We start from the raw sequence: 24,436 nt of genomic DNA on the forward strand, positions 1-24,436 counted from the left end.
TAGGCGCCATGCCAAAAGACGCTTTCACACCGGTCACCACATGGGTCTTCGATCTCGATCACACGCTGTATCCCCCGTCTGCACGGCTGTTCGATCTGATCGAAATGCGCATGACAGCCTATGTTATGGATGCGCTTGGGGTGGATCACGCCGAAGCGGACCGGCTGCGCAAACATTATTGGGCCACGCACGGCACCACGCTCGCGGGTCTCATGCGCGAACACGACGTAGACCCCGGGCCTTACCTGGCAGACGTGCACGACATCCCGCTGGACAGGCTCAGCCCGGACCCTGAGCTTGCCGCACAAATCCGCGCCCTGCCAGGGCGGCGGATCGTCTACACCAACGGCTGCGCGCCTTATGCGGAACGTGTGCTGGCCGCGCGCGGGCTCTCCAGCGCCTTCGACGCCGTCTATGGCGTGGAAGACGCGGGGTTTCATCCCAAACCCGACCTCGCGGCCTTTGACATGGTCTTTCGCAAAGACGGGCTGACCCCCGAAACGGCTGCCATGTTCGAGGATGATCCGCGCAACCTCAAAGTGCCGCATGACATGGGCATGCGCACTGTGCATGTGGCTGATACCCCGGAAAAAAGCCAGCACATCCAGTTTCACACAGATGATCTGTGCCAATTTCTCGCGCGCCTGACGTGAGCCCTGCGACAATCGGGCCTCTGTGATCCTCGCAGTCGTTCCCTATCTGTCTGCAAACGTCAGTAAGGAGCCTTTGTGATGACACTCGCCGTGCAACCCTCTGCCCTGCCGCTCTGGCAGCGGCTGTTTTTCAAGATACCCGTGCTTGGCTGGGTCGCGAAAGATCTTCTGTTTGGCGACAAGAACAATGTCTGGTTCGCACTGATCGGGTTTGTCAGCCTCTGGCTCAGCTCCGCACTCACCTTCGGATTGCCAGGTCTGTATCTGCCTGCGCTGGCGCTTGTTCCCGTTGTCTTCGTGGTCCTGCTACTGATCACCAAAGGCTGAGGCGACTGGCCATTTCATCAGCCGGACTCTAGTTTGGCGGGAGGGAGCGGGCGTGACACATCAGACATGTGATATCCTCATTTCAGGCGGCGGCATCGCCGGGCTGACGGCAGCTGCGGCTTTCGGCAGCGCGGGCTTTGACGTGATCTGCGTTGACCCTGCCCCCCCGGTCACGGATCATACGGCAGACGGCGCGGACATGCGCACCACCGCCTTGCTGCAACCTGCCCGGACACTGCTGGAGACCTCAGGGCTTTGGCAACGGTTGGAAACGCATGCCTCGCCTCTGCAAGTCATGCGCATTGTCGATGCTGGCGGGCCCGAGGCCGAAGCCCGCCTGACCCGCGATTTCAACGCAGCCGATGTCTCGGAACTTCCTTTCGGCTGGAACTTCCCCAACTGGCTGCTGCGCCGCGAGATCGTCGCCCGGCTGGCGGAATTGCCCAATGTCGACTTCCGCCCCGGTCTCGCTGCCACGGGCCTTTTTACCCGCGAAACTGAGGCGCGCGTCACACTCAGTGACGGCAGCCGCATCCGCACCCGATTGGTGATTGCGGCCGACGGGCGCACTTCAGCAATGCGAACCGCCGCAGGCATCGACGTGCGTAAGATGCACTACGGACAAAAGGCGCTCGCCTTTTCGGTGACCCACCCGATCCCGCATGAAAATGTCTCGACCGAGATTCACCGCACCGGCGGCCCCTTCACACTGGTGCCCCTGCCGGATCGGGACGGCCTGCCCTGCTCCGCCATTGTCTGGATGGATGACGGAGCGCTGGCGCAGGCGCGCCTTGACATGGATGTCCCCAGCTTCGAGGTGGAGATGACCGAGCGCAGCTGCCACCTCTTCGGGCCGCTCACCCTGGCTTCGCCCCGCAGCCTCTGGCCGATCATCAGCCAACAGGCGGAGCGGCTGACCGCCGAACGATTGGCCCTGATCGCCGAAGCCGCGCATGTGGTCCCGCCGATTGGCGCGCAAGGGCTGAACATGAGCCTGGCGGACACAGCAACGCTGCTCGCACTGGCGCAAGAGCGTCCCGACGGCCTGGGGGATCAGCAGATGCTCGATGCCTACCACAAGGCGCGCTATGCGGATGTGACCCTGCGGGTGCGGGGCATTGACCTTCTGAACCGCGCCAGCCAAGTGCGCGCGCCGCTGCTGCGCGACGCCCGCGCGACAGCCTTGAACGCGCTCTATGCGATGGGGCCCGTGCGGCGCATGTTGATGCAGATGGGTCTTGGCGTGTCAGGCTCTCAAAGCACCTGATCCACCACCCGCTGCAAGCGGCCCACGGTCCCATCCACATCGTAGAGCTTGTCGAGCCCGAAAAGACCCAAGCGGAAGGTGCGGAAATCGGCAGGCTCGTCGCATTGCAACGGCACACCCGCTGCGATCTGCATGCCTTCGGCTGCAAATTTCTTGCCATTCTGAATATCAGGGTCACCTGTGTAGCTGACCACAACACCGGGCGCGCCGTATCCGTCGGCCGCGACAGAGGTCACACCTTTGGCCGCCAGCATGGCCCGCACGGTGTCACCGAGCTTCCACTGCGCTTCCTTCAGACGCTCGAACCCATACTCTTTTGTCTCAAGCATGGTATCCCGAAAGGCGCGCAGCGCATCTGTCGGCATGGTCGCATGATAAGCGTGCCCGCCATCTTCGTAAGCCTTCATGATGCTGTGCCACTTGCCGAGATCAATGGCAAAACTGTCCGATTGGGTGTCCCCCAGTCGCGCCACAGCGCGCTCAGACATCATCACGAGGCCCGCGCACGGCGAGGCTGACCAGCCCTTTTGTGGCGCCGAAATCAGAACATCGACGCCCAAGCTGCGCATATCCACCCAGGCGCAGCCCGAGGCGATGCAGTCCAGCACCATAATGGCGCCCACCGCATGCGCCGCGTCCGCCATTGCCTTGATGTAGTCATCGGGCAAGATCACACCGGCGCTGGTCTCCACATGCGGCGCAAAGACGACATTGGGCTTCTGCGTGGCAATCGCCTCGATCACGTCCTCAATGGGCGCAGGTTCAAAGGGCGACGGCGCGCTGTTGCCGGTCTGCCGTGCCTTCAGGACGGTGGTGTTTGCAGTCAGCCCGCCGGTCTCGAAAATCTGGCTCCAGCGGTAGGAGAACCAGCCGTTGCGCACCACCAGCACCTCCGCGCCACGTGCGAACTGCCGTGCGACCGCTTCCATGCCAAAGGTGCCGCCGCCGGGGATCACGGCCACCGCATCGGCACTGTAGACTTCTTTCAAAAGCGCGGAGATATCGGTCATCACTGTCTGAAATGCCGCACTCATGGAGTTCAGCGACCGGTCGGTGAAAACAACCGAAAATTCCTCCAACCCCGTTGGGTCAACAGTCTCAAGCAATGCGGCCATGGTCTCTTCTCCCTCAAACTGGCCAAGCCCTAGCGGGTCGCACGCGCCTTGGCAAAGTCTACTTCGGTATACCTGGCGGCTGTTTAGCGCTGGCCTGTGCCCCATCGGAAACCCGCGTCGCCGACCTTAGCCAATTGGCCCCATCCGGCGCTCTTCGCTGAGCAGCACGTTGGCCTCGACCTCCCCCGCGCCCGGCAGGGTCATGATCCGGCGGCGCAGCACCCGCTCGAAATCCGGCAGGTCCCGCGCCACCACCCGCAATCGGTAATCATAAAGCCCCAACACATGCTCCACCTGCTGCACTTCTGGGATAGCGCTGACCGCACGCTCAAAGTCTTCCAGACTGACGCGGCCCTTGGTCGCAAGCTTCACACCCAGAAAAACCGTCACACCAAACCCCAGCTTTTCCGCATTGAGCCTGAGACGCCGCCCGCGCAGCACCCCCGCCTCCTCCAGCTTACGAATACGACGCCAGGCCGCAGGTTGCGACAGACCAAAACGCCGACCCAAAGCGCCCGCGCTCTGCGTCGCATCTTCGGCCAACGCCCGCACCAAGGCACGATCTATGCCATCCAGTTCGATCACAGCGGCAAAGCCTGCTCGGCCTTGATGCGCGCGATCTGCATCAAGGCCTCGATATCCGCAATATGCGGCAAGGTCAGGATACGATGGCGATAGATCTCCTGATAATGCCCCATGTCCCGCGCGATGATGGTCAGCCGCACGTCCACGCGCCCCAAAAAGGTCTGAATTTCCGTGACCTCCGCCACCCCTCGCGCGGCCGCGATAAACTCATCAAAGGCCCGCGCCTGCGTCTTGTCGAGCGTGATCCGCAAGGACACCTCTACAGCATAACCCAGAGCCGCCCAATCCACGACGGCCGAGATCCCTTCGATCACGCCCGCGTCCTGCATCCGCGCCAAGCGCCGCGCCGCCTTGCCGACAGAAACCCCAACCGCATCGGCCAGCTCTGCCGGGCTCAGGCTGGCATCTGCCTGCCAACGCCGCAGAAGTCGTCGATCCAGATCATCAAGCATGATTTCTTCGAAAATATGTAAAGTTGCGCATGACTTCTTTCATTCTTCCGAAAATACTCACCGGCACATCGCTGGCATCCCGCAAAGCGCCCAGTACAGTGCGCCACAGACAAAATCAACGAGGGGATCCCCAAATGCGCGTCTACTATGATCGCGACTGCGATGTGAATCTGATCAAAGACATGAAAGTGGCCATCCTGGGCTACGGCAGCCAGGGCCACGCCCATGCGCTGAACCTGCGCGATTCCGGCGCAAAGAACGTGGTTGTCGCCCTGCGCGACGGCTCGCCATCGAAGGCTAAAGCCGAAGGCGAAGGCCTGCAGGTCATGGGCATCGCCGAAGCCGCCGCCTGGGCCGATCTGATCATGTTCACCATGCCCGATGAGCTTCAGGCAGAGACATATAAGAAATACGTGAAGGACAACATCCGCGACGGTGCTGCGATCGCCTTTGCACACGGTCTGAACGTGCACTTTGGGCTGATCGAGCCGAAGGACACCATCGATGTGATCATGATGGCCCCCAAAGGTCCCGGCCACACGGTGCGCGGCGAATACACCAAAGGCGGCGGCGTGCCCTGCCTGGTGGCCGTGCACAACGACGCCTCCGGCAAGGCGCTGGAGATCGGCCTCAGCTACTGCTCCGCCATCGGCGGTGGGCGTTCCGGTATCATCGAGACCAACTTCCGCGAGGAATGCGAAACCGACCTCTTCGGCGAACAGGCCGTGCTCTGCGGTGGTCTCGTGGAACTGATCCGCATGGGTTTCGAGACACTGGTCGAGGCGGGCTATGCGCCCGAGATGGCCTATTTCGAGTGTCTGCACGAGGTGAAGCTGATCGTCGACCTGATCTACGAAGGCGGCATCGCCAACATGAACTACTCCATCTCAAACACGGCGGAATACGGTGAATATGTCTCCGGCCCGCGCGTGCTCCCCTACGACGAGACCAAGGCGCGGATGAAAGCCATCCTGACCGACATCCAGACCGGCAAATTCGTGCGTGACTTCATGCAGGAAAACGCGGTTGGCCAACCCTTCTTCAAAGGCACCCGCCGCATCAACGACGAGCACCAGATCGAAGCCACGGGCGAGACCCTGCGCGGCATGATGCCCTGGATCTCAGCTGGTAAAATGGTCGACAAAGCCAAAAACTAAATCAGATGGCCCGGCGATCAGCGCCGGGCCCTTTCACTTGCGTCACACGTCAGCCGGCTGGCCGTCAGACCGCTTGTCTGACGCCAGCGTGGATTTGGTGCTGTCGGGATCATCCATGCGCTGCTCGACCTTTGCCTTGCTGACCAGGGCAAAAACAATCACGGCCAACATCGTGATCAGCGCCAGAATGACAATTAAGTAAGTAAAATCCATGTCGCTCTCCTTTGTGTCTGCCAGATCAACTGCCTCGGGTCACAGAGGTTCCGCGCAAGGTCAAAGGCAAAACGCCACATGACAGACCAACCGACGATCACCGCCCGCAGTTGGGTTATGGTGAGCCTGCTTGGCTTCACTTGGGGCGGTACCTTTCTCGTGACCGAGATTGCACTGCGGGGGCTCACGCCATTCTGGCTGGCCGCAGGGCGGATCACCTTTGCAGCGGCGCTGATGGCGGCTATTTGGACGATGATCGGCTTCCGGCTGTTTGAAACCAGACCAACCCGCGCCGATTGGACAGCCGCGACCGTGATCGGCGCGCTCAGCTCGGCGGTGCCCTTCATGCTGCTGGCCTGGGGACAGCAATTCGTGATCTCAGGTTTTGCCGGTGTTTCCATGGCTGCAGTTGCGCTGATCGTTTTGCCGCTTGCGCATTTCCTGGTGCCCGGCGAGCCGTTGACCCTGCGCAAGGGTGTGGGCTTTGTCATCGGGTTTGCGGGCGTCTGCGTGCTGATCGGCGCGCAGGCCTTCGAGACGACCGGTACATCAATGGAACCCGCAGGGCGCGCCGCCTGCCTTGGTGCGGCCAGCTGCTATGCCCTCTCGTCTATTCTAATGCGGCGGCTGCCACCGGTGGACCCCATCGGTCTCTCCACAGTCTTGCTGCTGATCGGGGCCGCGCTTGTGCTGCCGATGGCCGTCATCGTTGAAGGCTGGCCGCCGCTGCCGGACACCACCACGATCCTTGTTGTGATGGCCCTTGGCCTCATTCCAACGGCGGCGGCGAACCTCCTGCGCGTGCTCGTTGTGCGCAGCGCCGGGCCGGTCTTCATGTCTCTGACAAATTATCAGGTGCCGGTCTGGTCGGTCGTTCTGGGGGCGTTGTTGCTCGGCGAGCCGCTCCCGCCCTCGCTGCTCTGGGCGATGGTATTGATCCTCGCGGGCGTGGGCCTCAGCCAGTATGGCGCACTGAAACGGCTTTTCGCCCGCGGCTGACGTCTAGCGTGAGACGGCGTCCGCGACCGCGTCGACCACACTGTCCACCGCCCTCTCCATCAACGCAGCATCCTCATGCTCCGCCATGACCCGGACCAAGGGCTCGGTCCCCGACTTGCGGATCAACAAACGCCCGCGCCCGGCCAGATCCGCCTCTGCCTGAGCAATCGCCGCTTTCACATTCTCAACATCTAGCGGAGCTTGCCCCACAGAAAAGCGCACATTCTTGAGCAATTGCGGCACTGGTTCAAAATTATTCAAAAGTGTGCTCGCAGGTTGGCCGGAGCGCATCATCTCGGCCAGAAACTGCAAGCCAGCCATCAGACCATCACCTGTTGTGGCGTAATCGGACATGACGATATGCCCGGATTGCTCGCCGCCGAGGTTGAAGCCACCCGCACGCATCCGCTCCACCACATAGCGGTCGCCAACAGCGGTGCGCTCCAGCCGTAAGCCCTTGCTGTCGAGGAAATGTTCCAATCCCAGATTGGACATGACGGTCGCCACCAGCGCATTGTTCGACAACCGCCCCTCAGAGGCCCAACGGGCCGCCATCAGCGCCATGAACTGATCACCATCCCCCACCTTGCCGGTTTCATCAAGCAGGATCACCCTGTCCGCATCGCCATCAAGGCAGATACCCACATCGGCGCCATGGGCCAAGACGGTTTCTGCCGCCATCTGGGGGTGGGTCGAGCCGCAGCCGTCGTTGATATTGTGCCCGTCAGGCGACACGCCCACCGGGATCACATCCGCACCAAGCTCCCACAGCGCCTCGGGTGCGACGCGGTGCGCGGCCCCATTGGCACAGTCAACAACCACTTTAAGACCGTCCAGTAACTGCTGTCGGGGAAAGGAAGATTTCACGCGTTCGATATAGCGAAACCGCCCATCGTCAATCCGCTTGGCACGGCCAATATCGCTTGCCCCTGCGGGCGCGACACCAGCGGCAATCAGCGCCTCAATCTCGCCTTCCATCTGGTCCGACAGCTTGAAGCCATCCGGGCCGAAGAATTTGATACCATTGTCGACGGCCGGGTTGTGGCTGGCCGAAATCATCACGCCAAGATCCGCCCGCATCGACCGGGTCAGCAGCCCCACGGCGGGTGTCGGGACCGGCCCCAGCAGCAGCACATTCATGCCGGTCGAGGTCAGCCCGGCGGTCAGGGCGTTTTCGAACATATAGCCGGACAGCCGCGTGTCCTTGCCGATCACAACGCGGTGCGCGCTGGAGCCATCGCGGCTGAAGTAACGCCCCACGGCGGCGCCGATACGCAGCGCCATCTCAGCGGTCATCGGGTGAATATTGGCGGTGCCACGCACGCCATCGGTACCAAATAGCTTATCCATTTGCCCTACCTGCCACGCTCGCCCGCCACAACGCAATGGCCTGAGCGGTTTCCGGCACATCATGCACGCGCACAATTTGTGTCCCATGTTTCAACGCCGCGAGCGCCACCGCAACTGAGCCAGGCATGCGCGCATGCGCCTCTTCAACCCCGCTGATCGTGCCAACAAACCGCTTGCGGGACGCGCCCAGAAGGATCGGCACGCCCAACCCGTGGAACACAGACAGCCGCGCGAGCAAGGCCAGATTGTGCTCCAGCGTTTTGCCAAAGCCGATGCCGGGGTCGGCGATGATGCGCGTCTTCGGAATCCCCAGCCCCACCAGCACCTCGATCCGCTGCTGCAAGGCATCATAGACGTCCAGCACAACATCAGCGTAGCGTGGATCCCGCTGCATGGTGGCCGGGTCACCCTGACTGTGCATGACGCAGACCGGTGCCTTCGCCTTGGCACAAAGCGGGGCCAGATCCGCGTCATAGGTGAAGCCCGACACGTCATTGACCAGCACCGCCCCGGCGGTCAAAGCCTCCGCAGCCACAGCAGATTTGCGGGTGTCGATGGACATCGGCTGCGTCAACCCGGCCTCTTTCAATGCGCGGATCACAGGTGCCGTGCGCGCGATCTCCTCCGCATCGGAGACTGTCTCAGCCCCTGGACGGGTCGATTCGCCGCCGATGTCGATGATGTCTGCGCCCTGCATGGCCAAGGCCGCATCGCGCGCAGCCTCTGCGGACCCATACCTACCGCCATCAGAAAAGCTGTCCGGCGTAACGTTGAGGATGCCCATGATCTGCGGGCTTTCCATCGAAAGCCCCGCGATTGGTGCGCGAGCGCGCGTCAATGGCGGAAGCCGGTCAGCCTCGACAGCCTCAGCAGGCACAACCCTGGGCGCAGCGGCGCGGGATAGAATTTCCACATGCGTGAACCAGCCCCAACCCCCTGCCAGCGGCAGTGCATGATCCGGGCGTGCGATATCGACCTGAACAAGCGGGCGGATGTAGTCCGTCATGGATCAGAGCGTCACGGCATCTACCGGGATCGACCGCAGAGGCACCGAGGCCTGCATGGGCAGCGCCGCGCCGATCACTACCATTTCAAGCGCCTCGAAGGTCGCTGCAAACCAGGCGGCGAGAGCCACAGCATCCCGTGGCTGAGCTGAAGGGCCATCGACCGCATCCAGCACGATCTTTGAGGGGGCCCAGACGCAGCTTTGCCCGTTTCGCATCGCCCAATCCAGCTCCGTCCGGGTGCTGACCACAACGCATCGGTCGTCCTTGGAGGCCAAAACCCAGGCGTTCTGCTCAATCGCCAGCAGATCAATGCGTCGCTGCGCCATCCTGTGACCGGTTTGCGGGGCGGGTGTGTCAGGGGCGCCGACGCAGAAAATCAGCGGTTTGCCTGCGGCTTCGAGCTGATCGATCCAGCCTTTCAGATGGGGCGAGGCAATCGCCGCATTGCTCAGATAGATCAGTTCCGGCTGCGGCGCGGGCTCTTCCTCAGGGCGGGTCACCAGCGTATCTTCGCGCGCACGCACAATCTCGACCCCGAGAGCACCCGTGCCACGATCCAGTTTTTCAATGCGCACGAAGGCGCGCATCGCCTGAGGTTCCAGCAGAATCCGCTCGGCCACGCGTTCGGCCAGTGTCTCAAGCAGGTTCAGCCGTTCGTCCGCAAGCTCGAACGCAATGGCATCAGTGACTTTGTCATAGCTGAGGATACGGTCCACGTCGTCATCGATTGGTCCGGTCAGAGGCTGGACCTCGACCACCACATTGAAGCAGACCCGTTGAGTGACACCGCGCTCTGCCTGAAACGCCCCGATCTCGGTCTCAAGAACGTAGTTGCGTACCGAAATCCGGTCCAGCGGGTCGCTTTTGGCCGTGGCCTCCGACCGTTCGGAGGGGTGAGCAAACGCAAGTCTGATTTCGCAGGTCATGGGCCGGGCCTTTCGCAACCATGGGCAATTGCCACACGCAGGGACGATCGCCGTTTACCAGCAGTCAGGACGGCGCGCCAAGACCCGAAATCAATTGCTCGCTGTCCGCCATGTGTGACGGTAGAATATGTGCTCCCCTATGGATGTGGTCTTGGTATAGACGCGGCTCCACTTCGGATTCACGGCGGTGGTGTGGTAGTGTGTTGCGCCCTCGGTCAGTTCCGGTGCGGCGCCATCCAGCGCGGCGCGGGCCACTTTCGAGACACGTTCAAACGCCCGTGGCTCGTTGATCACTTCTTTATAGCCGTCGCAGGTGTAGGTGAACTGGCATTGATACTTCTTACCCGTCCCCTGATTGATCACACCACAGGCAGAGCCCGGAAAGCGCTCGGATTTCACCCGGTTCAGGATCACTTCCGCCACCGCAAATTGGCCTTTCACGGTTTCGCCCCGCGCTTCGAAGTACAGCGCTTCAGCCAAGCATTGCAGCTCATCTCCGCCTGTCGCCTTGGGCTGTGCATCAAGCCAACTCTTCGAAAACTCGATTGGCGAGGCCGTTTTTGTATCAAGCTTGGTTTCTTGCATGCGGCGCACAGTTACAGACTGCAGATCGGTTTCAGCCTTCTGACCCGTTTCCTCGGCTTGGCGCGCCAAGCCTGTATCGGCCACAAAAAAACCAACAGATAACCCCAATGACAACGAAATAATCGCTTTGCAGATCCTACGCACAGCGCGTCCCCCAACGGCTTTTCAACGAAGGTTGCTCTACCGAGTCTAAAAGTTGACGTAAAGTTTACGATGGTAAACATGGTTAACGTCGGCAGTGTCCCGCTCAACACGCGATCCTAGAAACCACATCATATAGATTTTTTTATCAAGTGAACTACAATATCTTGTCTTCTATGGCAAGTTGTGCGGCAGCTAGTCGCGCCACCGGAACACGGAAGGGCGAGCAAGAGACATAGTCAAACGCGGCCTCTCGGCAGAAAGAAATCGATTCGGGGTTGCCGCCATGCTCTCCGCAGATGGACAGTGTAACGCCCGGTTGCGCCTCCCTGCCTCTCTGGGCTCCGAGTTGCAGAAGCTCGCCCACGCCGTCCGTGTCGAGCACATGAAACGGATCCTCGGGGAAGACACCCTGCTGCACATAGGCTGACATAAACCGCCCGGCATCATCGCGCGACAACCCGTAAGCCATCTGCGTCAGATCGTTTGTGCCGAAGCTCAGGAACGCGCAGTAGGGTGCAATCTCGGCTGTGCGCAGAGCGGCGCGCGGTGTCTCCACCATGACCCCAAGGCGGTAGTCGAAGTTATGATCGTGCTCCATGCGCACAGCGGCAGCGACGGCGTCGATGAAGGTCTTCACCAGTTCCACTTCCCGGCGCGCCGACACCAGGGGGATCATGATCTCTGGTACAATGGCGAGCCCCTCGGCACTGACCGCGACGGTTGCCTCAAAGATTGCGCGTGCCTGCATCTCGTAGATTTCGGGCACCGTCACCCCCAATCGAACGCCGCGAAGTCCAAGCATGGGATTGTATTCTGACATCGCCTCAATCCGCCGCGTCACATCAGACAGCGGCAGATCCAGCGCCTCGGCCAATTCTCGCTGCCCCGCCCGGTCGGTTGGCAGGAACTCATGCAGCGGCGGGTCGAAGAGGCGGATGCAGACGGGCTTACCCTCCATGATCCGGAACAGCTGCGTGAAATCCTCGCGCTGCATTGGCAGCAGCCGTTCCAGCACCGCCCGCCGGTCTTCCGAGGTTTCGGCAAAGATCATCTCGCGCATCACGGTCAAGCGGCCCGGCTCAAAGAACATATGCTCCGTCCGACACAGCCCGATGCCCTGCGCATCAAAGTTCCGCGCCGTCTGCGCATCGGTTGGTGTATCGGCGTTGGCGCGGATGCCAATATCGCAATGCTCCGACGCCCAATCCATCAGCTTCTGAAAGCTCTCGTCCAGCGCCGCCTCCTGCATTTCGGGAGCGCCCGCCAACACCTGCCCGCTGGAGCCATCTACGGTGATGATCTCGCCTGCGGCAAAGACCCGGCCATCGCGCGTGACCAACTGCTTTTTGCTCCGGTTGAAGCGCATGTTCGACGCCCCCACCACGCAGGGCAGCCCGATACCCCGCCCGATCACAGCGGCGTGGCTGGTAATCCCGCCCCGTTCCGTCAGAACAGCCTGGGCCGCATGCATGCCGCGAATGTCTTCCGGTGAGGTTTCCCGCCGCACGAGGATGCAAGGCTCGCCGCGCGCGGCACTGGCCTGGGCTTCAGTAGCAGTAAAGACGATCTGGCCGGTGGCCGCACCAGGGCTGGCCGCGATCCCCTGCCCAATCACGTCACGCTTGGCCTTCGGACTGACCTGACGGTGCAAGAGTTCAGACAGCGTGCGCGGCTGAATGCGCATCAACGCCTCCGCCCGACTGATGATCTGGTCGTCGGCCAACTGCACCGCGATGCGCACCGCCGCCTGACTGGAGCGTAGAACCCGCACGCCGTCCAGAATGAAAAGCTGGCCGTTTTCGATGACAAATTCGACCTGCATCTCCTCGCGCAGCTTCACACGCATCAGCGCGGCGTCAGCTTTCAGCGCGGCAAAGGCCTCAGGCGCGAGATCTTCAAGCGACGGGCCCCGCGGGTCTCGGCTGAGATAGAGGGCCGCGTCACCCTCCAGCGCATCGCGCCCCTGGCTCTGGCTCAAGTACCGACCGGTGATCTGCGGCAGACCGGTCTCGCTGTTGACCAGCTGCAAGACGCCGGACCCGGAGTTGCCGCCCCCCAGACCAAGCGCCATTTCCTGCACCACCAGCCCCAGCCCCGCATCCGCAGGCGCGCCCTTGGCCTGACGCAAGAGCCGGGCCGAGGTGCCATCCCAGGCCCGCGCCATGGATTTTAGCACAGCAGCAAGTTGCTCTGCCGGATCAGCCGGGAAAGGCTCCTCCAGCTCCGCTTCATAGGCGCGCAGCGCCTCCGACAGACCCTCCGGTCCCTCCACCGGCTCAAACACATCCGGGTCGAGCCGCGCCACATCCACCGCGTAGTTCTGCACAAAGCGGGTGTAGATCGCCCGCGCCGCCTCTGTGCCAAGGCGGTCGGCCAGCGCAGCAAGCCGCGCCTCATTCATACCGATATTGAGCACAGCGCCCGGGCCACCCCAGTCAGGATCTTCGGAAGAGGGTCTCACGCACAACAGCGTGCCTTCGGGAAACTGCGAGACAATGGCGGCGATATCCGGCAGCTCGCCCTTGGCGATCCTCTGCACCGCATCAAACGACAACGCCACCGTGCGCGGCACCGGAAGATCCAGCCGCACCAGCCGCTGCAGGCATTTCGCCCGCCCGCCGTGCGTGTTGTTCGCAATCGGCGCTGTTGGCGTTACAAGAGTGGTATGCGGATTATTCTGCACTGCGGCATCCTTTTGGTTCGGACGCAGCATAAGACGTAGCGCGCCGCTGACAAGGCTTTGTGCGCGCGCGCTTTTGGGCCCCGTCTACCGGTCGATGCGGCGCAGATCCGCGACGGAGCTGCAGAGCGTGGTGATCCGGCTGAGCAGGTTCAGTCGGTTGCGCCGCACGGTGGCGTTGTCGGCGTTGATCTTCACTCCTTCGAAAAACGCATCAATCGGTGCCCGCAGCTCTGCCAGCGCGGCCATGGCTGTGGCAAAATCCTGCTGTTCCATTGCGGGTTTGATCTTGGCCTCCGCTTGGTCGAGTGCAGTGAAGAGCGCGCGCTCCTCATCCGTCTCGGCAAACTTCACATCGGCGCCATAGGAATACTCGACCCCATCCGCCTCTTGCGCCTGTGTCAGAATATTGTTGGCCCGCTTGAACCCCTGAATGAGGTTCTCCCCATCCTCGGTTTTTAACACGTCCGACAAGGCCCGCGCGCGCTTAACCAGCAGCGTCAGATCGTCATTGCCCTCCATCGCGATGCAGGCGTCGATGATGTCGTGCCGAATGCCTTGGTCGCGGAGGTACACTTTGAGGCGGTCGTGTACGAAAGACAACAAATGTAACGCCAAGCGGCTCAGCAATGGCTCAAATTTTTGCCGTTCTTCATTGCGAGCCTCGTCATCCGCATCCGAATATCCGCCCTCAGGCTCCGATACCATTAACCATTCAAAAGTGTGAATCGGCGCAAGCTCTGAGGCAAACAGTCCGTCAAGCGCCGCATCAGCTACCGACCAGTTGGACTCCTGTTGCATTTCTTCAATTGCACGGGCCAAGGCTGCTTTGGTGTCCCTTGGAGAACTCGTGAAGCTGAGCAGGGCATCTTGTGTCAAAAGTTGTTTGGCCGATGGCAAGGCACCCGCGTATTCGGGGCCACTTCGTGCGCTGTTCAGCGTATTGAGCGCTTCAAACGACTGACTTCTTAAGAAATCCAAGTACGTCGATAAAAAAACTGGAAGCATCGGCATAGACAGATTGTTTTCAAGAACAATCCGGATAGCTCCTAGTGCGGCCCGCCGCAGCGCGAACGGATCCTTGCTGCCGGTCGGCTTTTCATCAATCGCCCAGAAGCACGTCAGCGTATCAATCTTATCGGCAAGCGCGACGACCACTGACACCGGCGCGGTGGGTACTGCATCAGACGGCCCCAGCGGCGAGTAGTGCTCTTCTGCCGCCGCTGCAACGGCTGCATCCTCACATAAAGCGCTGATGTAATACCGCCCCATAAGCCCTTGAAGTTCTGGAAACTCATAGACCATCTCAGAACTCAGATCTGCCTTGGCCAACCGCGCGGCGCGTTCGGCTTGGTCGGCGTCGGCACCGACGACCGGTGCCAGCTCGCGCGCCAACGCTGCGATGCGGTCGATGCGCTCGGCTTGCGTGCCCAGCTTGGCGTGGAAGGTCACGTTTTTCAACTGCTCCAGCCATGGCTGCATGCCCGCCTTGGCCACGCGCAGATCGTTCTCCCAGAAGAACTTCGCATCCGCCAGCCGGGCTGAGAGCACCTTCTCGTTGCCCGCCAGTATGGTCGCGCCATTGTCCACCGTCTCGCGGTTGGCCACGGTGATGAAGCGCTCGATCCGCCCCGTCTTGGGGTTGCGCACAGAGAAGAACTTCTGGTGCTCCTTCATCGAGGTTTGCAGCACCTCGGGCGGCAGTTCGAGGAAATCATCAGCGATCCGGCCCATCAGCACCACGGGCCATTCTACCAGCCCTGCGACCTCGGCCAGAAGACCTTTATCTTCGACCACCTCAAGACCGCTGGCAAAGGCCATGTTCGTGGACTCGTGCCAAATCGCCTCGGCCCGTTCTTCGGGGTCGAGCACCACATAAGCGCGCTTCAGCTTCGCCGCGTAGTCGTCGAAATTCAAAACAGAAAACGGCGCAGGCGCCATGAAGCGATGACCCGCTGTTGTATCGCCGGACGCAATCCCATCGACCTCCAGCGGCACAACCTCCGTGCCCGCCTCATCGCTCAGGATGCAGAGGATGGAGTGCAGTGGCCGCACCCAGCGCAAGGACCCCGCGCCCCAGCTCATGGACTTGGGCCAGGGGAAAGTGCGGATCGCTTTCTCCAACACCTCGCCGATGATCTCAGCCGCCGGGCGGCCCGCCTTTTCGATGCGCGCGAAGAGCATCGCGCCTTTCGGCGTCTCGCGCTCTTCCAGCTGATCGCGGGTCAACCCCGTACTGCGCAGGAACCCCTCGATGGCCTTTTCCGGCGCGTCAGCACGCGGGCCTTTACGCTCCTCTACCGTCGCGGGGCTGGCCGCCAGCATGCCCTCAACGGTCAGGGTCAGACGACGCGGCGTCGAAAAGGCCCCGGCGGAGGCATAGGTCAGCCCGGCCTCGACCATCCCATCGGTCACCAGCTTTTTCAGGTCTTCCCCGGCCCGGCGCTGCATGCGCGCGGGAATTTCCTCGGAGAAAAGTTCAATCAGCAGGTCAGGCATCAGCTGTCATCCCGTCTTGGGCATTCTTCGCCCACAATCGTTCCGTCATAGGCTTTTTCGCCGCAATCGTTCAGCTCGTGCCAGATATAGCCGCGCCCCTCGTCGGTGATCACCACGATCCGGTCGACTCCAAAGGCCACGTTCTTTTCGCCCAAGAAAGACAGCGCCGTGCCCGCTCGCATCTCGGCGGCAATGGCGTCAGCATCGAAACAGTCAAACCACGGCGGCGCATTGCGCGGCGTCGCACGCTCCAGCCCTACATAGGTTTCCGTGAGCATCGGCAGGCTGGCGGAGGTCTGGAAACAGGCGCGGAAGCGGATGGGCGAGCTGTCGGCATCGATCGCCTCAATCGCCTCTGCCCGGATCGGTTCAGGTTCATCCGTGACAAGCGAGACAAGCCGAACCTCGGACACCTCCGCGCTCACCTCTTCATAGAAGCCGTAGATTTGCAGGTAGTACAGCACGGCACCCGCAATCAGCGCCGAGCTCAGGATCACAATCCCCACGATCTTGCCCTTCATGCGGCGCTGTCCGGTTGCCAGCCGCCCGCTGTCGTCTGCACAAAAGCATCGGCGCAGAGCTTGGCGAGGGTTCGGACGCGCCCAATGTAGGCCTGCCGCTCGGTCACGGAGATCACGCCGCGCGCATCCAGCAAATTGAACATATGGCTCGCCTTGATGCATTGGTCATAGGCCGGGTGTGCCATCACGATGCGCTTGCCGGTTTTGGGGTCTTCATGCGGCGCGTCGAGGATCTCGCGGCAATGCGTCTCGGCCTCCTCGAATTGCCGCAGCAGCACATCCGTATCCGCTGTGTCGAAGTTCCAGCGGGCGTATTCCTCTTCGGTCTGCTTGAAGACGTCACCGTAGGACAGAGCAATCGGCGTTTGCGGGTCGTTGAACGGCATGTCCATCACGTGATCGACGCCGAGGATGTACATGGCAAGACGCTCCAACCCATAGGTCAGCTCGCCCGAAACCGGGTGACAGTCGTGCCCCCCTACCTGCTGGAAATAGGTGAACTGGCTGACCTCCATACCGTCGCACCAGACCTCCCAGCCAAGCCCCCAGGCGCCCAGTGTGGGGCTTTCCCAGTCATCCTCGACAAAGCGGATGTCGTGCAAGGCCATGTCGACGCCAATCGCTTCCAGCGAGCCAAGGTAGAGCTCCTGCAAATCCGGCGGGCTGGGTTTGATTAGCACTTGATATTGGTAATAGTGCTGCAGCCGGTTGGGGTTCTCGCCATAGCGCCCATCGGTCGGGCGGCGCGAGGGCTGCACATAGGCCGCGGCCCAGACCTGCGTGCCGAGCGAGCGCAGCGTCGTGGCGGGGTGAAACGTGCCCGCCCCCACCTCCATGTCGTAGGGCTGCAGGATGGCACAACCTTTGGCCGCCCAATAGGCCTGCAACCTCAGGATGATCTCCTGAAAGGACTTCGGAGCATCGGTCATCTTGGACATGGAAAACGCGGCCTCGGGCTGATCTTGCGCGCCTTACCTACGTGTGTGGGCGAGAGGCGTCAATCGCCGCCCGACGGATAAATTGGGCCATTGTGTTATGGTCAAACGGCCCATTTCCTGATTATGTGTCGCGAAATTTTTGAGGTCGAGGGTGGGTAGTCTAATGATCCGTTTTCTTGCGGTGTGTGTGGCGGTGTTTGCCAGTGTCGGTGGCGTGGTGCAGGCGCAATCCTCCAGCCAGGTTGTCTGGGTTCAGATCGAGGCGCAACCGAACCTGCAGGACGGGTTGGACCGTGCGCAGGATTATGCCCGCACGCTGGACGATGTGAATGGTTTTGCGCTTGGCGGGGGATGGTATGGCGTCCTTCTTGGGCCCTACACGCCGGAAGACGCACAGCAGGTGTTGCAAATCTACCGCGCTGACGGGCTGATCCCGCGCGACAGCTACATCGCTTTCAGTTCGGCTTTGGGGCGCCAGTTCTTCCCGGCAGAAACGGATCTCTTCCAACGCAATGCTACGGTGGCACAACCAGAGCCCGCACCGCAAACAACGGCGGAGACCCCGACGCCGGTTGTGCGGGAGACGGCGGAAGCACCCGCTGCCACGCCAAGCACCATTCCGGATGAGACCCCGGCGCAGGCGCGCCAAAGCGAACGGACCCTGACAGCGGAACAGCGACGCGCGCTGCAAACCGCCCTGCAATGGGCGGGCTTTTACAATGCCACCATCGACGGCGCTTTTGGACGGGGCACGCGCAGCTCTATGTCCGCCTGGCAAACGGCCAATGGCTTTGAGCCGACGGGAGTGCTGACCACGCTGCAGAGAGCGGCCCTGCTCGGCCAATACAACGCCGTGCTTGAAGGGTTGGGCCTGCAAACCGTGTCGGACAGGCAGACCGGCATCGAAGTCAAACTGCCCACAGCCCGCGTCACATTCGACCGCTATGATCCGCCGTTTGCCCGCTTCACCGGATCAGAGGGCGACACGGCCCAAGTGCTGCTGATCAGCCAGCGGGGGGATGTGAACAGGCTGGCCAGCCTCTACCAGGTCATGCAAACTCTGGAGATCGTACCGCTCGACGGGCCGCGCAGCCTCGAGCGCACGCGCTTCACCCTGGTCGGCCAGAATGCGGAGATCGTCAGCGAAACACGCGCCTGGGTGGAGGGCGAGGAGATCAAAGGCTTTACCCTCGTCTGGCCCACAGGTGATGAGGAGCGCCGCACGCGCCTCGTCGCTGAAATGCAGGCGAGCTTTACCCGGTTGCCCGGGGTGCTTGACCCATCCGCAGGTGACGCGACCGATCAGCAGGTTGATCTGATCGCGGGTCTGCGCGTGCGCACGCCGCGGCTGTCGCGCTCGGGGTTTTTCGTCGACAACAGTGGCACGCTGATCACCACGGCGGAGGCTGTGCAGAACTGCACGCGCATCACCGTGGATGAGGATGTGGAGGTGGGACTCTCCACCCTCGATACCGAGCTGGGGGTCGCCGTGATGACACCAAAGACTGCGCTGGCGCCGCAGCAGATTGCACAATTTGGCCAGGTCCCGCCGCGCCTGCAGTCTGATGTGGCGGTCTCCGGATACTCCTACGAAGGCATTCTTGACGCCCCCAGCATCACCTTCGGCACATTATCAGACTTGCGCGGTCTCGGGGGCGAGGCCGGTCTCAGCCGCCTGAGCCTGAAAAGCCTGCCCGGCGACGCCGGTGGCCCGGTCTTCGATGCCAGCGGCAATGTGCACGGCATGCTGCTGCCCCGCGAGGCGGGCGCACGGCAACTGCCGCAGGATGTGCGCTTTGCCCTGGCGGCACCTGCGCTTGCCCAGGTTCTGGAAAGAGCGGGAATATCTGCGTCCCGCGGCAATGACACCGCAGCTCTGGCACCCGAGGATATCACCACGCGCGCGGTTGGCATGACTGTTCTGGTGAGCTGCTGGGAATAGCCGCAAATACCTCTCAAATCCGCTGCAAAGAAATCCGCCCATCTGCGCGTCCATTTGCGATGCCTTAAGACCCCGCCGCCATCTTTCAAGGCGTGGGGGCACACGCATCTGGATGCGAAGATGGAGTGAGTATCATGGTTAAACACCTGACCGCCTTGGCGTTCGGGGCAGCTCTTTTGCTGCCCGCATCAGCCCAAGGCGCACCGGCCACCACGGCGAAGGCGACGCTGGTCGAATATTCGTCCCCAATGCTGCCACCTGCGAACTATCGCGGGCAATGGTGGACGACACCGGATCACTGCCAGTATTCCCGCGCAGGGCGCCCGGGCGAAACGGTCTGGTATCTGATCGTGAATACCGCACATGAAGGCTGCAAGCGCCGCCTGATCCAGCGCGCTTATTCCGACTACGAATAAAACGCAGCCGGCCGGTTCGCCCAATGGAAGCCGCTGGCCCGGCAGACCCGCGCCGGGGGGCGCGTACAAAGGGGATCTCAAACGTTATGTCCGGGCGCCGTGTGATTTGAGACAAGGTGAGGCCCAGTCGATCAGGTCTGAAGGCCCGCCGTTGCAGCCTGTCAGTTTCTCCAGAAATTGACAGTGAAGATGGCGTAGACGGCCAAAAGCTCCAGACGACCCAAGAGCATCCCTAAAGACAACAACCATTTTGCGGTGTCATTCAGCCCGGCGAAATTGCCCGCCGGTCCGATCTCGTCCCCCAATCCGGGGCCGACGTTCGACAGGGCCGTGGCCGCACCCGACAGCGAGGTGATGAAATCTAGCCCCGTCAGGCTGAGCGCAACGGCCATCAGGCCCAAGGTCACCACAAAGAACATGAAAAACGAGATGACCGAGCTGAGCACATCATCACCCACGGCGCGCCGGTCGTAGCGCACGACAAAGACGCCATTGGGCGATCTGATCCGCCGCAGCTGCATCTTGATCGAGGCAAAGAGCAGTTGATACCGGAAAATCTTGATCGAACAGGTGGTCGACCCCGCACAGCCGCCGATCAACCCGATAAAAAAGAACATCGAGATCAGCAGCGGCCCCCAGGTCATATAGTTGGCTGAGGCATAGCCGGTGCCGGTCATAATGGAGGTCACGTTGAAGAGCGCCTCGCGCATCGAGACGCCCCAGGCTTGCGGAAAGAGCTGAAAAAGCACGACGGACATGATCGCCACGATCACCAGCAGGGTGATCATAAAGACGCGGATCTGACTGTCCCGCCAAAGCGGTTCGGACTGGCCATTGATCAGCTGAACATAGCGAACAAATGGCAGCGCCGACAGGACCATGAAAACCGCGGCCGCAATCTCCAGATTGCCTTTGAAGGCTCCGAAAGAGGCATCGTAGTTGGCAAACCCGCCCGTGGACACGGTGGTCAGCGCATGCACCGTGGCGTCAAAGGCGTTCATCCCCAGAACCAGATAGCTGAACGCGCAGACCATGGTCAGCCCCAGATAGATGCTGGAAATCTGGCTCGCAATCTGCCCTGCCCGGGGCAAGATCTTGCCCATGGTATCAAAGGACTCGGATTTGAAGATCTGCATGCCGCCGACGCGCAACTCCGGCAGGAACACCATGGCCACAACGATGATCCCGATGCCGCCCAGCCACTGCAAGATACCGCGCCACAGCAAAAGCCCCTTGGGCAGCTCTTCAAGACCCGACAGAACGGTCGAGCCGGTGGTGGTCAACCCGGACATCGCCTCGAAAAACGCATCGACAAAGCGGGACTCCGTGTCACCAAAGACAAAGGGCAACGCCCCAAACAGGGGCAGCGCAATCCAGACGCCGGTGGTCAGCAGGAAGGTTTGCTGGATCGTGAGGCCTTCTTTCACACCATTGGCGCAGGCTAGCGATATCAACCCACCCGACAGGATGGTGATCACGGCGGACTGGATGAAGACCGGCCAGTGGCCGCGGCCTTCTGCGATGTCCACCAACATCGGCAGCAGCATCGCCGCCCCCAAGACGGCCACCAGCAGTCCGATCACATATCCAACGGGGCGAAAGTCAGGCATGCGCGCAGGGTTGGCTGCGCGCAGTGCCAGTGTCAAGCGAATGGACCGTCCGTCAGCTTAGACGTAATAGAGGTCGTGAAAGACGATGTGCACGATGTCTTCGCGCTTGATATTCATCGCCGCCAGTTCCTCGTCAGATTTTGCCTGCAGCGCTTGAACCTTGTTCACCCGCCCGGTGTAGGAGCTGGACATGATCATCGCGGTCATGATCGAGGAGAAAAAACCGCGCACTGCGCCGAAGATGTTGTGAAAAATACGGCCCAGGCCGCTGTCGATTTCAGTAGAATGGTAAGCCATCGGAGATCCTTACGTTAAACGTTCATCTCCTCCCATTGCTCTTCATATAGCGCATGGATCCGTGCATGAGAATTGCAAGTTCTGCATGGCGGGTATGGGCTGCGCAGACGCAAAAAGCGCAGCTTTTCGCTGCGCTTTCAACAGTTTGTTAAACAATTTGCTGTTAGCCGACATGGAACAGCGTGTTGAACAAACGCGGATCGAGGCTTTCGGCCGCAAAGGTTTCCCCCTCCAAGAGAATGCTCACCGCATCATGGCTGTGCAGGCTCTCTTGGTGGCTGGCCACCACGCGGAAATCGCCAATGCGTACATCTGCCTGCAGTTGCTCACAAAAGAGCCGCGCCGCGTCTTCCACAAAAATCGGGTTGGCGGCGTTAAGTTCGGCGAAGGCCTGTTCATCTTCACGCTTGACCATAACTTGCGTCTCGGTCGGCACCGCGCGGCGGCAGGCCTCGATCAGATCTTCGAACCACAGACAGCTGGCATCCTCATCGATCTCCACCGAAACCCGCGCGACCGAGCGTTGCGAATGCGGTGTGGCCAGTTGCCCGCGCGTGGCGCGTGCGTGTTCCGACAGCTCAAGCGAGCACGGGCAGGTGGAGGAATAGACATAGTCGAGGTGCATGATCTTCTTGCGCACACCCGCCTTCTCGACCAGCTCTAGTGCGATGTCATAATACTGATAGCCCGAGAGACCCGACCGCAGGCTGTCCACCTTCATCGGGAAGCTGAACCGCATCTGGATGCGCGCATCGAAACTATCGAGATCCGAAATGTAATCATCAATCGCAGCTTCGATCACGCCAAAGCTAAAGGTTTCTTCGGCGTGCTTGTAGAAGGACCGCATGATCCGCGACATGTTGATGCCCTTCTTGTCCGCCTCTAGGCTGACCGATCCGGTCACCGAGGTTTCCAGCGTCAAAGGTCCATTGTCTCGGGTCTGGAACCGCAGCGGCAGGCGGAAGTTCGAGATCCCCACATGTTGGATCTGCTGCCGTGCGCCCCGGATCAGGCTAGACGGCCCGTTCTGCAAATCCGGCAGCGTCGCCTTATAGCCGTCATCGCTGGCGAAATCCTCCGGATAGTCCCGCGAAAAAGCGGGATATTCGACCGATGTATCGCCTGGGATCAAGCGGGCAACCGACGGATCAAGCTCAAGAATTTCTGTTGCCGTCGCGCCTTTTGCCCAGTTTCGCAAAATCGCCAAGGCGGTCTCGGCCTCTTCGCGGTCGGGTGTGGCATCAAGTACGGGTGTGTGGATGTTCATCGCTATGTCCCTCATGACGGCGTCTGTGATTTAGATAGGGCGCGAGGCAGTCCCGGCCAACGTATCCTCACGGTTACGTTAGCCGGCCCGAAAAAGATCACTATTCTAGTCAAATTCTTGACGTCCGCGAAATTGCACGGCGGTGACCTGGCCCTAAGCCGTCTTCAGCGCGTTCAGGATGTCATCAATGAGGTCTGCCTGATCCTCTATGCCGACGCTGATTCTGACCAGCCCATCGGTGATGCCAAGCGCATCTTTCTGATCTTGCGGCAGGCGCTGGTGCGTTGTCGTGGCAGGATGCGTCAAGATCGTCTTTGCGTCGCCCAGATTGTTGGAGATCACGCCGACTTCGAGCGCATTCAGGAAGCGGAACGCGGCCTCTTTGCCGCCCCGGAGGTCAATGGCCAGCACAGTGCCCCCCTGCCCCATTTGGCGCTGGACCAGCGCGGACTGCGTATGGCTGTCCAAGCCTGGGTAAATCACGCGGGCCAACTTATCATGCGTCTCAATCGCCTGAGCGATGGCTGTCGCATTGGCCGTCTGTGCCCGCACGCGAAGATCCAGTGTTTCCAGACCCTTGAGCATGACCCAGGCGGTGAAGGGGCTCATCGAGCCGCCGGTGTGCTTCATATAGGGCTCGACGGTTTTGCGAATAAATTCCTGCGTGCCGAGGATCACGCCCCCCAGCGCACGCCCCTGCCCGTCGATGTGTTTGGTGGCTGAATAGATCACCACATCCGCACCCTGCGCCAAGGCATCCGACCACACCGGCGTGGCAAAAACATTGTCGACCAGCACCTTGGCGCCCTTGGCATGAGCCAGCGCGGCCACGCCCGCAATATCAACTACCTGCAGCGTGGGGTTCGAGACAGATTCGAAGAACACGGCTGTGGTGTCGTCCCGGATCGCCGCCGCCCAGGCGTCAAGGTCACTGCCGTCCACAAAGGTGACCTCGACACCATAGCGGGTCAGCACCTCTTCGAGCACATAGAGGCAGGAGCCAAAGAGCGCGCGGGCAGACACCACGTGATCACCCGCTTTCAGCATCGAGATCAGCGCGCCGGACACCGCGGCCATGCCGGACGCGGTGGCAAAGGCATCCTCCGCCCCTTCAATCGCGGCAATCCGTTCCTCGAACATTGCGACGGTCGGGTTGCCGTAGCGGGCATAGATAAACTCATCCGGACCCGCCTCGATGAACCGGGCTTCGGCCTGTTCGGCTGTCTCGTAAACAAAGCCCTGTGTGAGGAAAATCGCCTCGGACACCTCCCCGTATTGGCTGCGGCGGGTGCCGCCATGAACGGCGCGGGTGCGCGGCTTCAGATCACCAGTCATTCTTCTTCTCTCCAGCCCATGCGGGCACAAAAAAACCCCAGACGCGGCCAACGCGACGGGGGTTCCTCATCGGTGACCTTTTAGCGGAATATTTAACGTGGCCCGCAATCCGGTAACAAATCGCCACGGTCGCAGCGTTAGGACATGCGGT

At 61.2% G+C, this 24,436-nt stretch carries 23 protein-coding genes and 1 riboswitch; of the genes, 7 read left to right on the top strand and 16 right to left on the bottom strand.

What is annotated here, in order from left to right:
* Nucleotides 1–8: 8 nt before the first annotated feature.
* The 3 genes from So717_RS02365 (at nucleotide 9) to So717_RS02375 (ending at nucleotide 2,247) form a co-directional block, all read left to right on the top strand.
* Nucleotides 9–653, top strand: coding sequence for a pyrimidine 5'-nucleotidase (locus tag So717_RS02365; RefSeq protein ID WP_159974588.1), 645 nt, complete (start codon nucleotides 9–11; stop codon nucleotides 651–653).
* Between the two features lie 78 nt (nucleotides 654–731).
* Entirely contained in the window at nucleotides 732–980 is a 249-nt protein-coding gene (locus tag So717_RS02370) for a hypothetical protein (protein WP_159974589.1), read from the top strand.
* Nucleotides 981–1,032: 52 nt separating this feature from the next.
* Nucleotides 1,033–2,247, top strand: a complete 1,215-nt coding sequence (locus So717_RS02375) for a UbiH/UbiF family hydroxylase (protein WP_159974590.1) — start codon at nucleotides 1,033–1,035, stop codon at nucleotides 2,245–2,247.
* Here the strand turns inward: So717_RS02375 and So717_RS02380 are convergent.
* The 3 genes from So717_RS02380 to So717_RS02390 all read right to left on the bottom strand — a co-directional run bounded on the left by So717_RS02380 (nucleotide 2,235) and on the right by So717_RS02390 (nucleotide 4,399).
* Nucleotides 2,235–3,362 carry an aminotransferase class V-fold PLP-dependent enzyme gene (locus tag So717_RS02380; RefSeq protein WP_159974591.1) on the bottom strand — a complete coding sequence of 376 codons (1,128 nt, stop codon included), beginning with the start codon at nucleotides 3,360–3,362 and terminating at the stop codon, nucleotides 2,235–2,237. The two genes, So717_RS02375 and So717_RS02380, sit on opposite strands and share 13 nt — an antisense overlap.
* A gap of 126 nt (nucleotides 3,363–3,488) precedes the next feature.
* Nucleotides 3,489–3,947: an Lrp/AsnC family transcriptional regulator gene (locus So717_RS02385; RefSeq protein WP_159974592.1), complete on the bottom strand. Its 459-nt coding sequence runs from the start codon at nucleotides 3,945–3,947 to the stop codon at nucleotides 3,489–3,491.
* Nucleotides 3,944–4,399 carry an Lrp/AsnC family transcriptional regulator gene (locus So717_RS02390; protein WP_159974593.1) on the bottom strand — a complete coding sequence of 152 codons (456 nt, stop codon included), beginning with the start codon at nucleotides 4,397–4,399 and terminating at the stop codon, nucleotides 3,944–3,946. The genes So717_RS02385 and So717_RS02390 overlap by 4 nt, the downstream gene beginning before the upstream one ends.
* Before the next feature lie 134 nt (nucleotides 4,400–4,533).
* Here So717_RS02390 and ilvC point away from each other — a divergent pair, with 134 nt between their 5' ends.
* A complete protein-coding gene (gene ilvC, locus So717_RS02395) occupies nucleotides 4,534–5,556 on the top strand; it encodes a ketol-acid reductoisomerase (RefSeq protein WP_159974594.1) in 1,023 nt (340 codons plus the stop codon).
* 42 nt (nucleotides 5,557–5,598) lie between these two features.
* On the opposite strand, the gene So717_RS22020 is transcribed toward ilvC, so the two are convergent.
* Entirely contained in the window at nucleotides 5,599–5,769 is a 171-nt protein-coding gene (locus So717_RS22020) for a hypothetical protein (RefSeq protein WP_174238979.1), read from the bottom strand.
* 78 nt (nucleotides 5,770–5,847) lie between these two features.
* Here So717_RS22020 and So717_RS02400 point away from each other — a divergent pair, with 78 nt between their 5' ends.
* On the top strand, nucleotides 5,848–6,768 hold the full coding sequence (locus So717_RS02400) for a DMT family transporter (RefSeq protein WP_159974595.1): 921 nt from the start codon (nucleotides 5,848–5,850) through the stop codon (nucleotides 6,766–6,768).
* A 3-nt stretch (nucleotides 6,769–6,771) separates the two neighbouring features.
* Here So717_RS02400 and glmM read toward each other — a convergent pair whose 3' ends face one another.
* The 8 genes from glmM to So717_RS02440 form a co-directional block, all read right to left on the bottom strand.
* Nucleotides 6,772–8,118, bottom strand: coding sequence for a phosphoglucosamine mutase (glmM, locus tag So717_RS02405; protein WP_159974596.1), 1,347 nt, complete (start codon nucleotides 8,116–8,118; stop codon nucleotides 6,772–6,774).
* Complete coding sequence (folP, locus tag So717_RS02410) at nucleotides 8,111–9,124, bottom strand: dihydropteroate synthase (RefSeq protein WP_159974597.1); 1,014 nt, start codon at nucleotides 9,122–9,124, stop codon at nucleotides 8,111–8,113. The genes glmM and folP overlap by 8 nt, the downstream gene beginning before the upstream one ends.
* Nucleotides 9,125–9,127: 3 nt before the next feature.
* A complete protein-coding gene (locus So717_RS02415; protein WP_159974598.1) occupies nucleotides 9,128–10,051 on the bottom strand; it encodes a dihydroneopterin aldolase in 924 nt (307 codons plus the stop codon).
* 90 nt (nucleotides 10,052–10,141) lie between these two features.
* Nucleotides 10,142–10,759, bottom strand: coding sequence for a cell wall hydrolase (locus tag So717_RS02420; protein WP_438810634.1), 618 nt, complete (start codon nucleotides 10,757–10,759; stop codon nucleotides 10,142–10,144).
* A gap of 175 nt (nucleotides 10,760–10,934) precedes the next feature.
* Nucleotides 10,935–13,493 carry a putative PEP-binding protein gene (locus So717_RS02425; protein ID WP_159974600.1) on the bottom strand — a complete coding sequence of 853 codons (2,559 nt, stop codon included), beginning with the start codon at nucleotides 13,491–13,493 and terminating at the stop codon, nucleotides 10,935–10,937.
* A gap of 54 nt (nucleotides 13,494–13,547) precedes the next feature.
* Entirely contained in the window at nucleotides 13,548–15,959 is a 2,412-nt protein-coding gene (gene glyS, locus So717_RS02430; RefSeq protein WP_159974601.1) for a glycine--tRNA ligase subunit beta, read from the bottom strand.
* Nucleotides 15,959–16,480, bottom strand: a complete 522-nt coding sequence (locus tag So717_RS02435; RefSeq protein WP_159974602.1) for a DUF6446 family protein — start codon at nucleotides 16,478–16,480, stop codon at nucleotides 15,959–15,961. The genes glyS and So717_RS02435 overlap by 1 nt, the downstream gene beginning before the upstream one ends.
* Complete coding sequence (locus tag So717_RS02440) at nucleotides 16,477–17,409, bottom strand: glycine--tRNA ligase subunit alpha (RefSeq protein ID WP_159974891.1); 933 nt, start codon at nucleotides 17,407–17,409, stop codon at nucleotides 16,477–16,479. The genes So717_RS02435 and So717_RS02440 overlap by 4 nt, the downstream gene beginning before the upstream one ends.
* Nucleotides 17,410–17,581: 172 nt before the next feature.
* Between So717_RS02440 and So717_RS02445 the strand changes: the two genes are divergently transcribed.
* Nucleotides 17,582–19,360: a serine protease gene (locus So717_RS02445; RefSeq protein ID WP_159974603.1), complete on the top strand. Its 1,779-nt coding sequence runs from the start codon at nucleotides 17,582–17,584 to the stop codon at nucleotides 19,358–19,360.
* Between the two features lie 134 nt (nucleotides 19,361–19,494).
* Nucleotides 19,495–19,776 (top strand): hypothetical protein, encoded by a 282-nt coding sequence (locus So717_RS02450; RefSeq protein ID WP_159974604.1) that lies wholly within the window; start codon nucleotides 19,495–19,497, stop codon nucleotides 19,774–19,776.
* A gap of 161 nt (nucleotides 19,777–19,937) precedes the next feature.
* Here the strand turns inward: So717_RS02450 and So717_RS02455 are convergent, their stop codons facing one another.
* From So717_RS02455 to metZ, 4 genes are all read right to left on the bottom strand, one after another.
* Nucleotides 19,938–21,386, bottom strand: coding sequence for a TrkH family potassium uptake protein (locus So717_RS02455; protein ID WP_174238981.1), 1,449 nt, complete (start codon nucleotides 21,384–21,386; stop codon nucleotides 19,938–19,940).
* A 57-nt stretch (nucleotides 21,387–21,443) separates the two neighbouring features.
* The gene (locus tag So717_RS02460; RefSeq protein ID WP_159974605.1) at nucleotides 21,444–21,683 is read right to left on the bottom strand and encodes a hypothetical protein; all 240 of its coding nucleotides are present in this window, start codon (nucleotides 21,681–21,683) and stop codon (nucleotides 21,444–21,446) included.
* Nucleotides 21,684–21,846: 163 nt separating this feature from the next.
* The gene (gene folE2, locus So717_RS02465) at nucleotides 21,847–22,950 is read right to left on the bottom strand and encodes a GTP cyclohydrolase FolE2 (RefSeq protein WP_159974606.1); all 1,104 of its coding nucleotides are present in this window, start codon (nucleotides 22,948–22,950) and stop codon (nucleotides 21,847–21,849) included.
* Nucleotides 22,951–23,103: 153 nt separating this feature from the next.
* On the bottom strand, nucleotides 23,104–24,285 hold the full coding sequence (gene metZ / locus So717_RS02470) for an O-succinylhomoserine sulfhydrylase (RefSeq protein ID WP_159974607.1): 1,182 nt from the start codon (nucleotides 24,283–24,285) through the stop codon (nucleotides 23,104–23,106).
* A gap of 60 nt (nucleotides 24,286–24,345) precedes the next feature.
* Nucleotides 24,346–24,422: riboswitch (SAM riboswitch) on the bottom strand.
* Between the last annotated feature and the right edge of the window lie 14 nt (nucleotides 24,423–24,436).

Origin of the sequence: Roseobacter cerasinus, assembly GCF_009811755.1 — a bacterium.
In the GTDB taxonomy this organism is placed as follows: domain Bacteria; phylum Pseudomonadota; class Alphaproteobacteria; order Rhodobacterales; family Rhodobacteraceae; genus Roseobacter; species Roseobacter cerasinus.

Coding starts and splice junctions, on each gene's coding strand:
- So717_RS02365 (WP_159974588.1), top strand. CDS start 9: ATGCCAAAAGACGCTTTCACACCGGTCACCACATGGGTCTTCGATCTC.
- So717_RS02370 (WP_159974589.1), top strand. CDS start 732: ATGACACTCGCCGTGCAACCCTCTGCCCTGCCGCTCTGGCAGCGGCTG.
- So717_RS02380 (WP_159974591.1), bottom strand. CDS start 3,362: ATGGCCGCATTGCTTGAGACTGTTGACCCAACGGGGTTGGAGGAATTT.
- So717_RS02390 (WP_159974593.1), bottom strand. CDS start 4,399: ATGCTTGATGATCTGGATCGACGACTTCTGCGGCGTTGGCAGGCAGAT.
- ilvC (WP_159974594.1), top strand. CDS start 4,534: ATGCGCGTCTACTATGATCGCGACTGCGATGTGAATCTGATCAAAGAC.
- So717_RS22020 (WP_174238979.1), bottom strand. CDS start 5,769: ATGGATTTTACTTACTTAATTGTCATTCTGGCGCTGATCACGATGTTG.
- So717_RS02400 (WP_159974595.1), top strand. CDS start 5,848: ATGACAGACCAACCGACGATCACCGCCCGCAGTTGGGTTATGGTGAGC.
- glmM (WP_159974596.1), bottom strand. CDS start 8,118: ATGGATAAGCTATTTGGTACCGATGGCGTGCGTGGCACCGCCAATATT.
- folP (WP_159974597.1), bottom strand. CDS start 9,124: ATGACGGACTACATCCGCCCGCTTGTTCAGGTCGATATCGCACGCCCG.
- So717_RS02415 (WP_159974598.1), bottom strand. CDS start 10,051: ATGACCTGCGAAATCAGACTTGCGTTTGCTCACCCCTCCGAACGGTCG.
- So717_RS02425 (WP_159974600.1), bottom strand. CDS start 13,493: ATGCTGCGTCCGAACCAAAAGGATGCCGCAGTGCAGAATAATCCGCAT.
- glyS (WP_159974601.1), bottom strand. CDS start 15,959: ATGCCTGACCTGCTGATTGAACTTTTCTCCGAGGAAATTCCCGCGCGC.
- So717_RS02435 (WP_159974602.1), bottom strand. CDS start 16,480: ATGAAGGGCAAGATCGTGGGGATTGTGATCCTGAGCTCGGCGCTGATT.
- So717_RS02440 (WP_159974891.1), bottom strand. CDS start 17,409: ATGACCGATGCTCCGAAGTCCTTTCAGGAGATCATCCTGAGGTTGCAG.
- So717_RS02445 (WP_159974603.1), top strand. CDS start 17,582: ATGATCCGTTTTCTTGCGGTGTGTGTGGCGGTGTTTGCCAGTGTCGGT.
- So717_RS02450 (WP_159974604.1), top strand. CDS start 19,495: ATGGTTAAACACCTGACCGCCTTGGCGTTCGGGGCAGCTCTTTTGCTG.
- So717_RS02455 (WP_174238981.1), bottom strand. CDS start 21,386: ATGCCTGACTTTCGCCCCGTTGGATATGTGATCGGACTGCTGGTGGCC.
- So717_RS02460 (WP_159974605.1), bottom strand. CDS start 21,683: ATGGCTTACCATTCTACTGAAATCGACAGCGGCCTGGGCCGTATTTTT.
- folE2 (WP_159974606.1), bottom strand. CDS start 22,950: ATGAACATCCACACACCCGTACTTGATGCCACACCCGACCGCGAAGAG.
- metZ (WP_159974607.1), bottom strand. CDS start 24,285: ATGACTGGTGATCTGAAGCCGCGCACCCGCGCCGTTCATGGCGGCACC.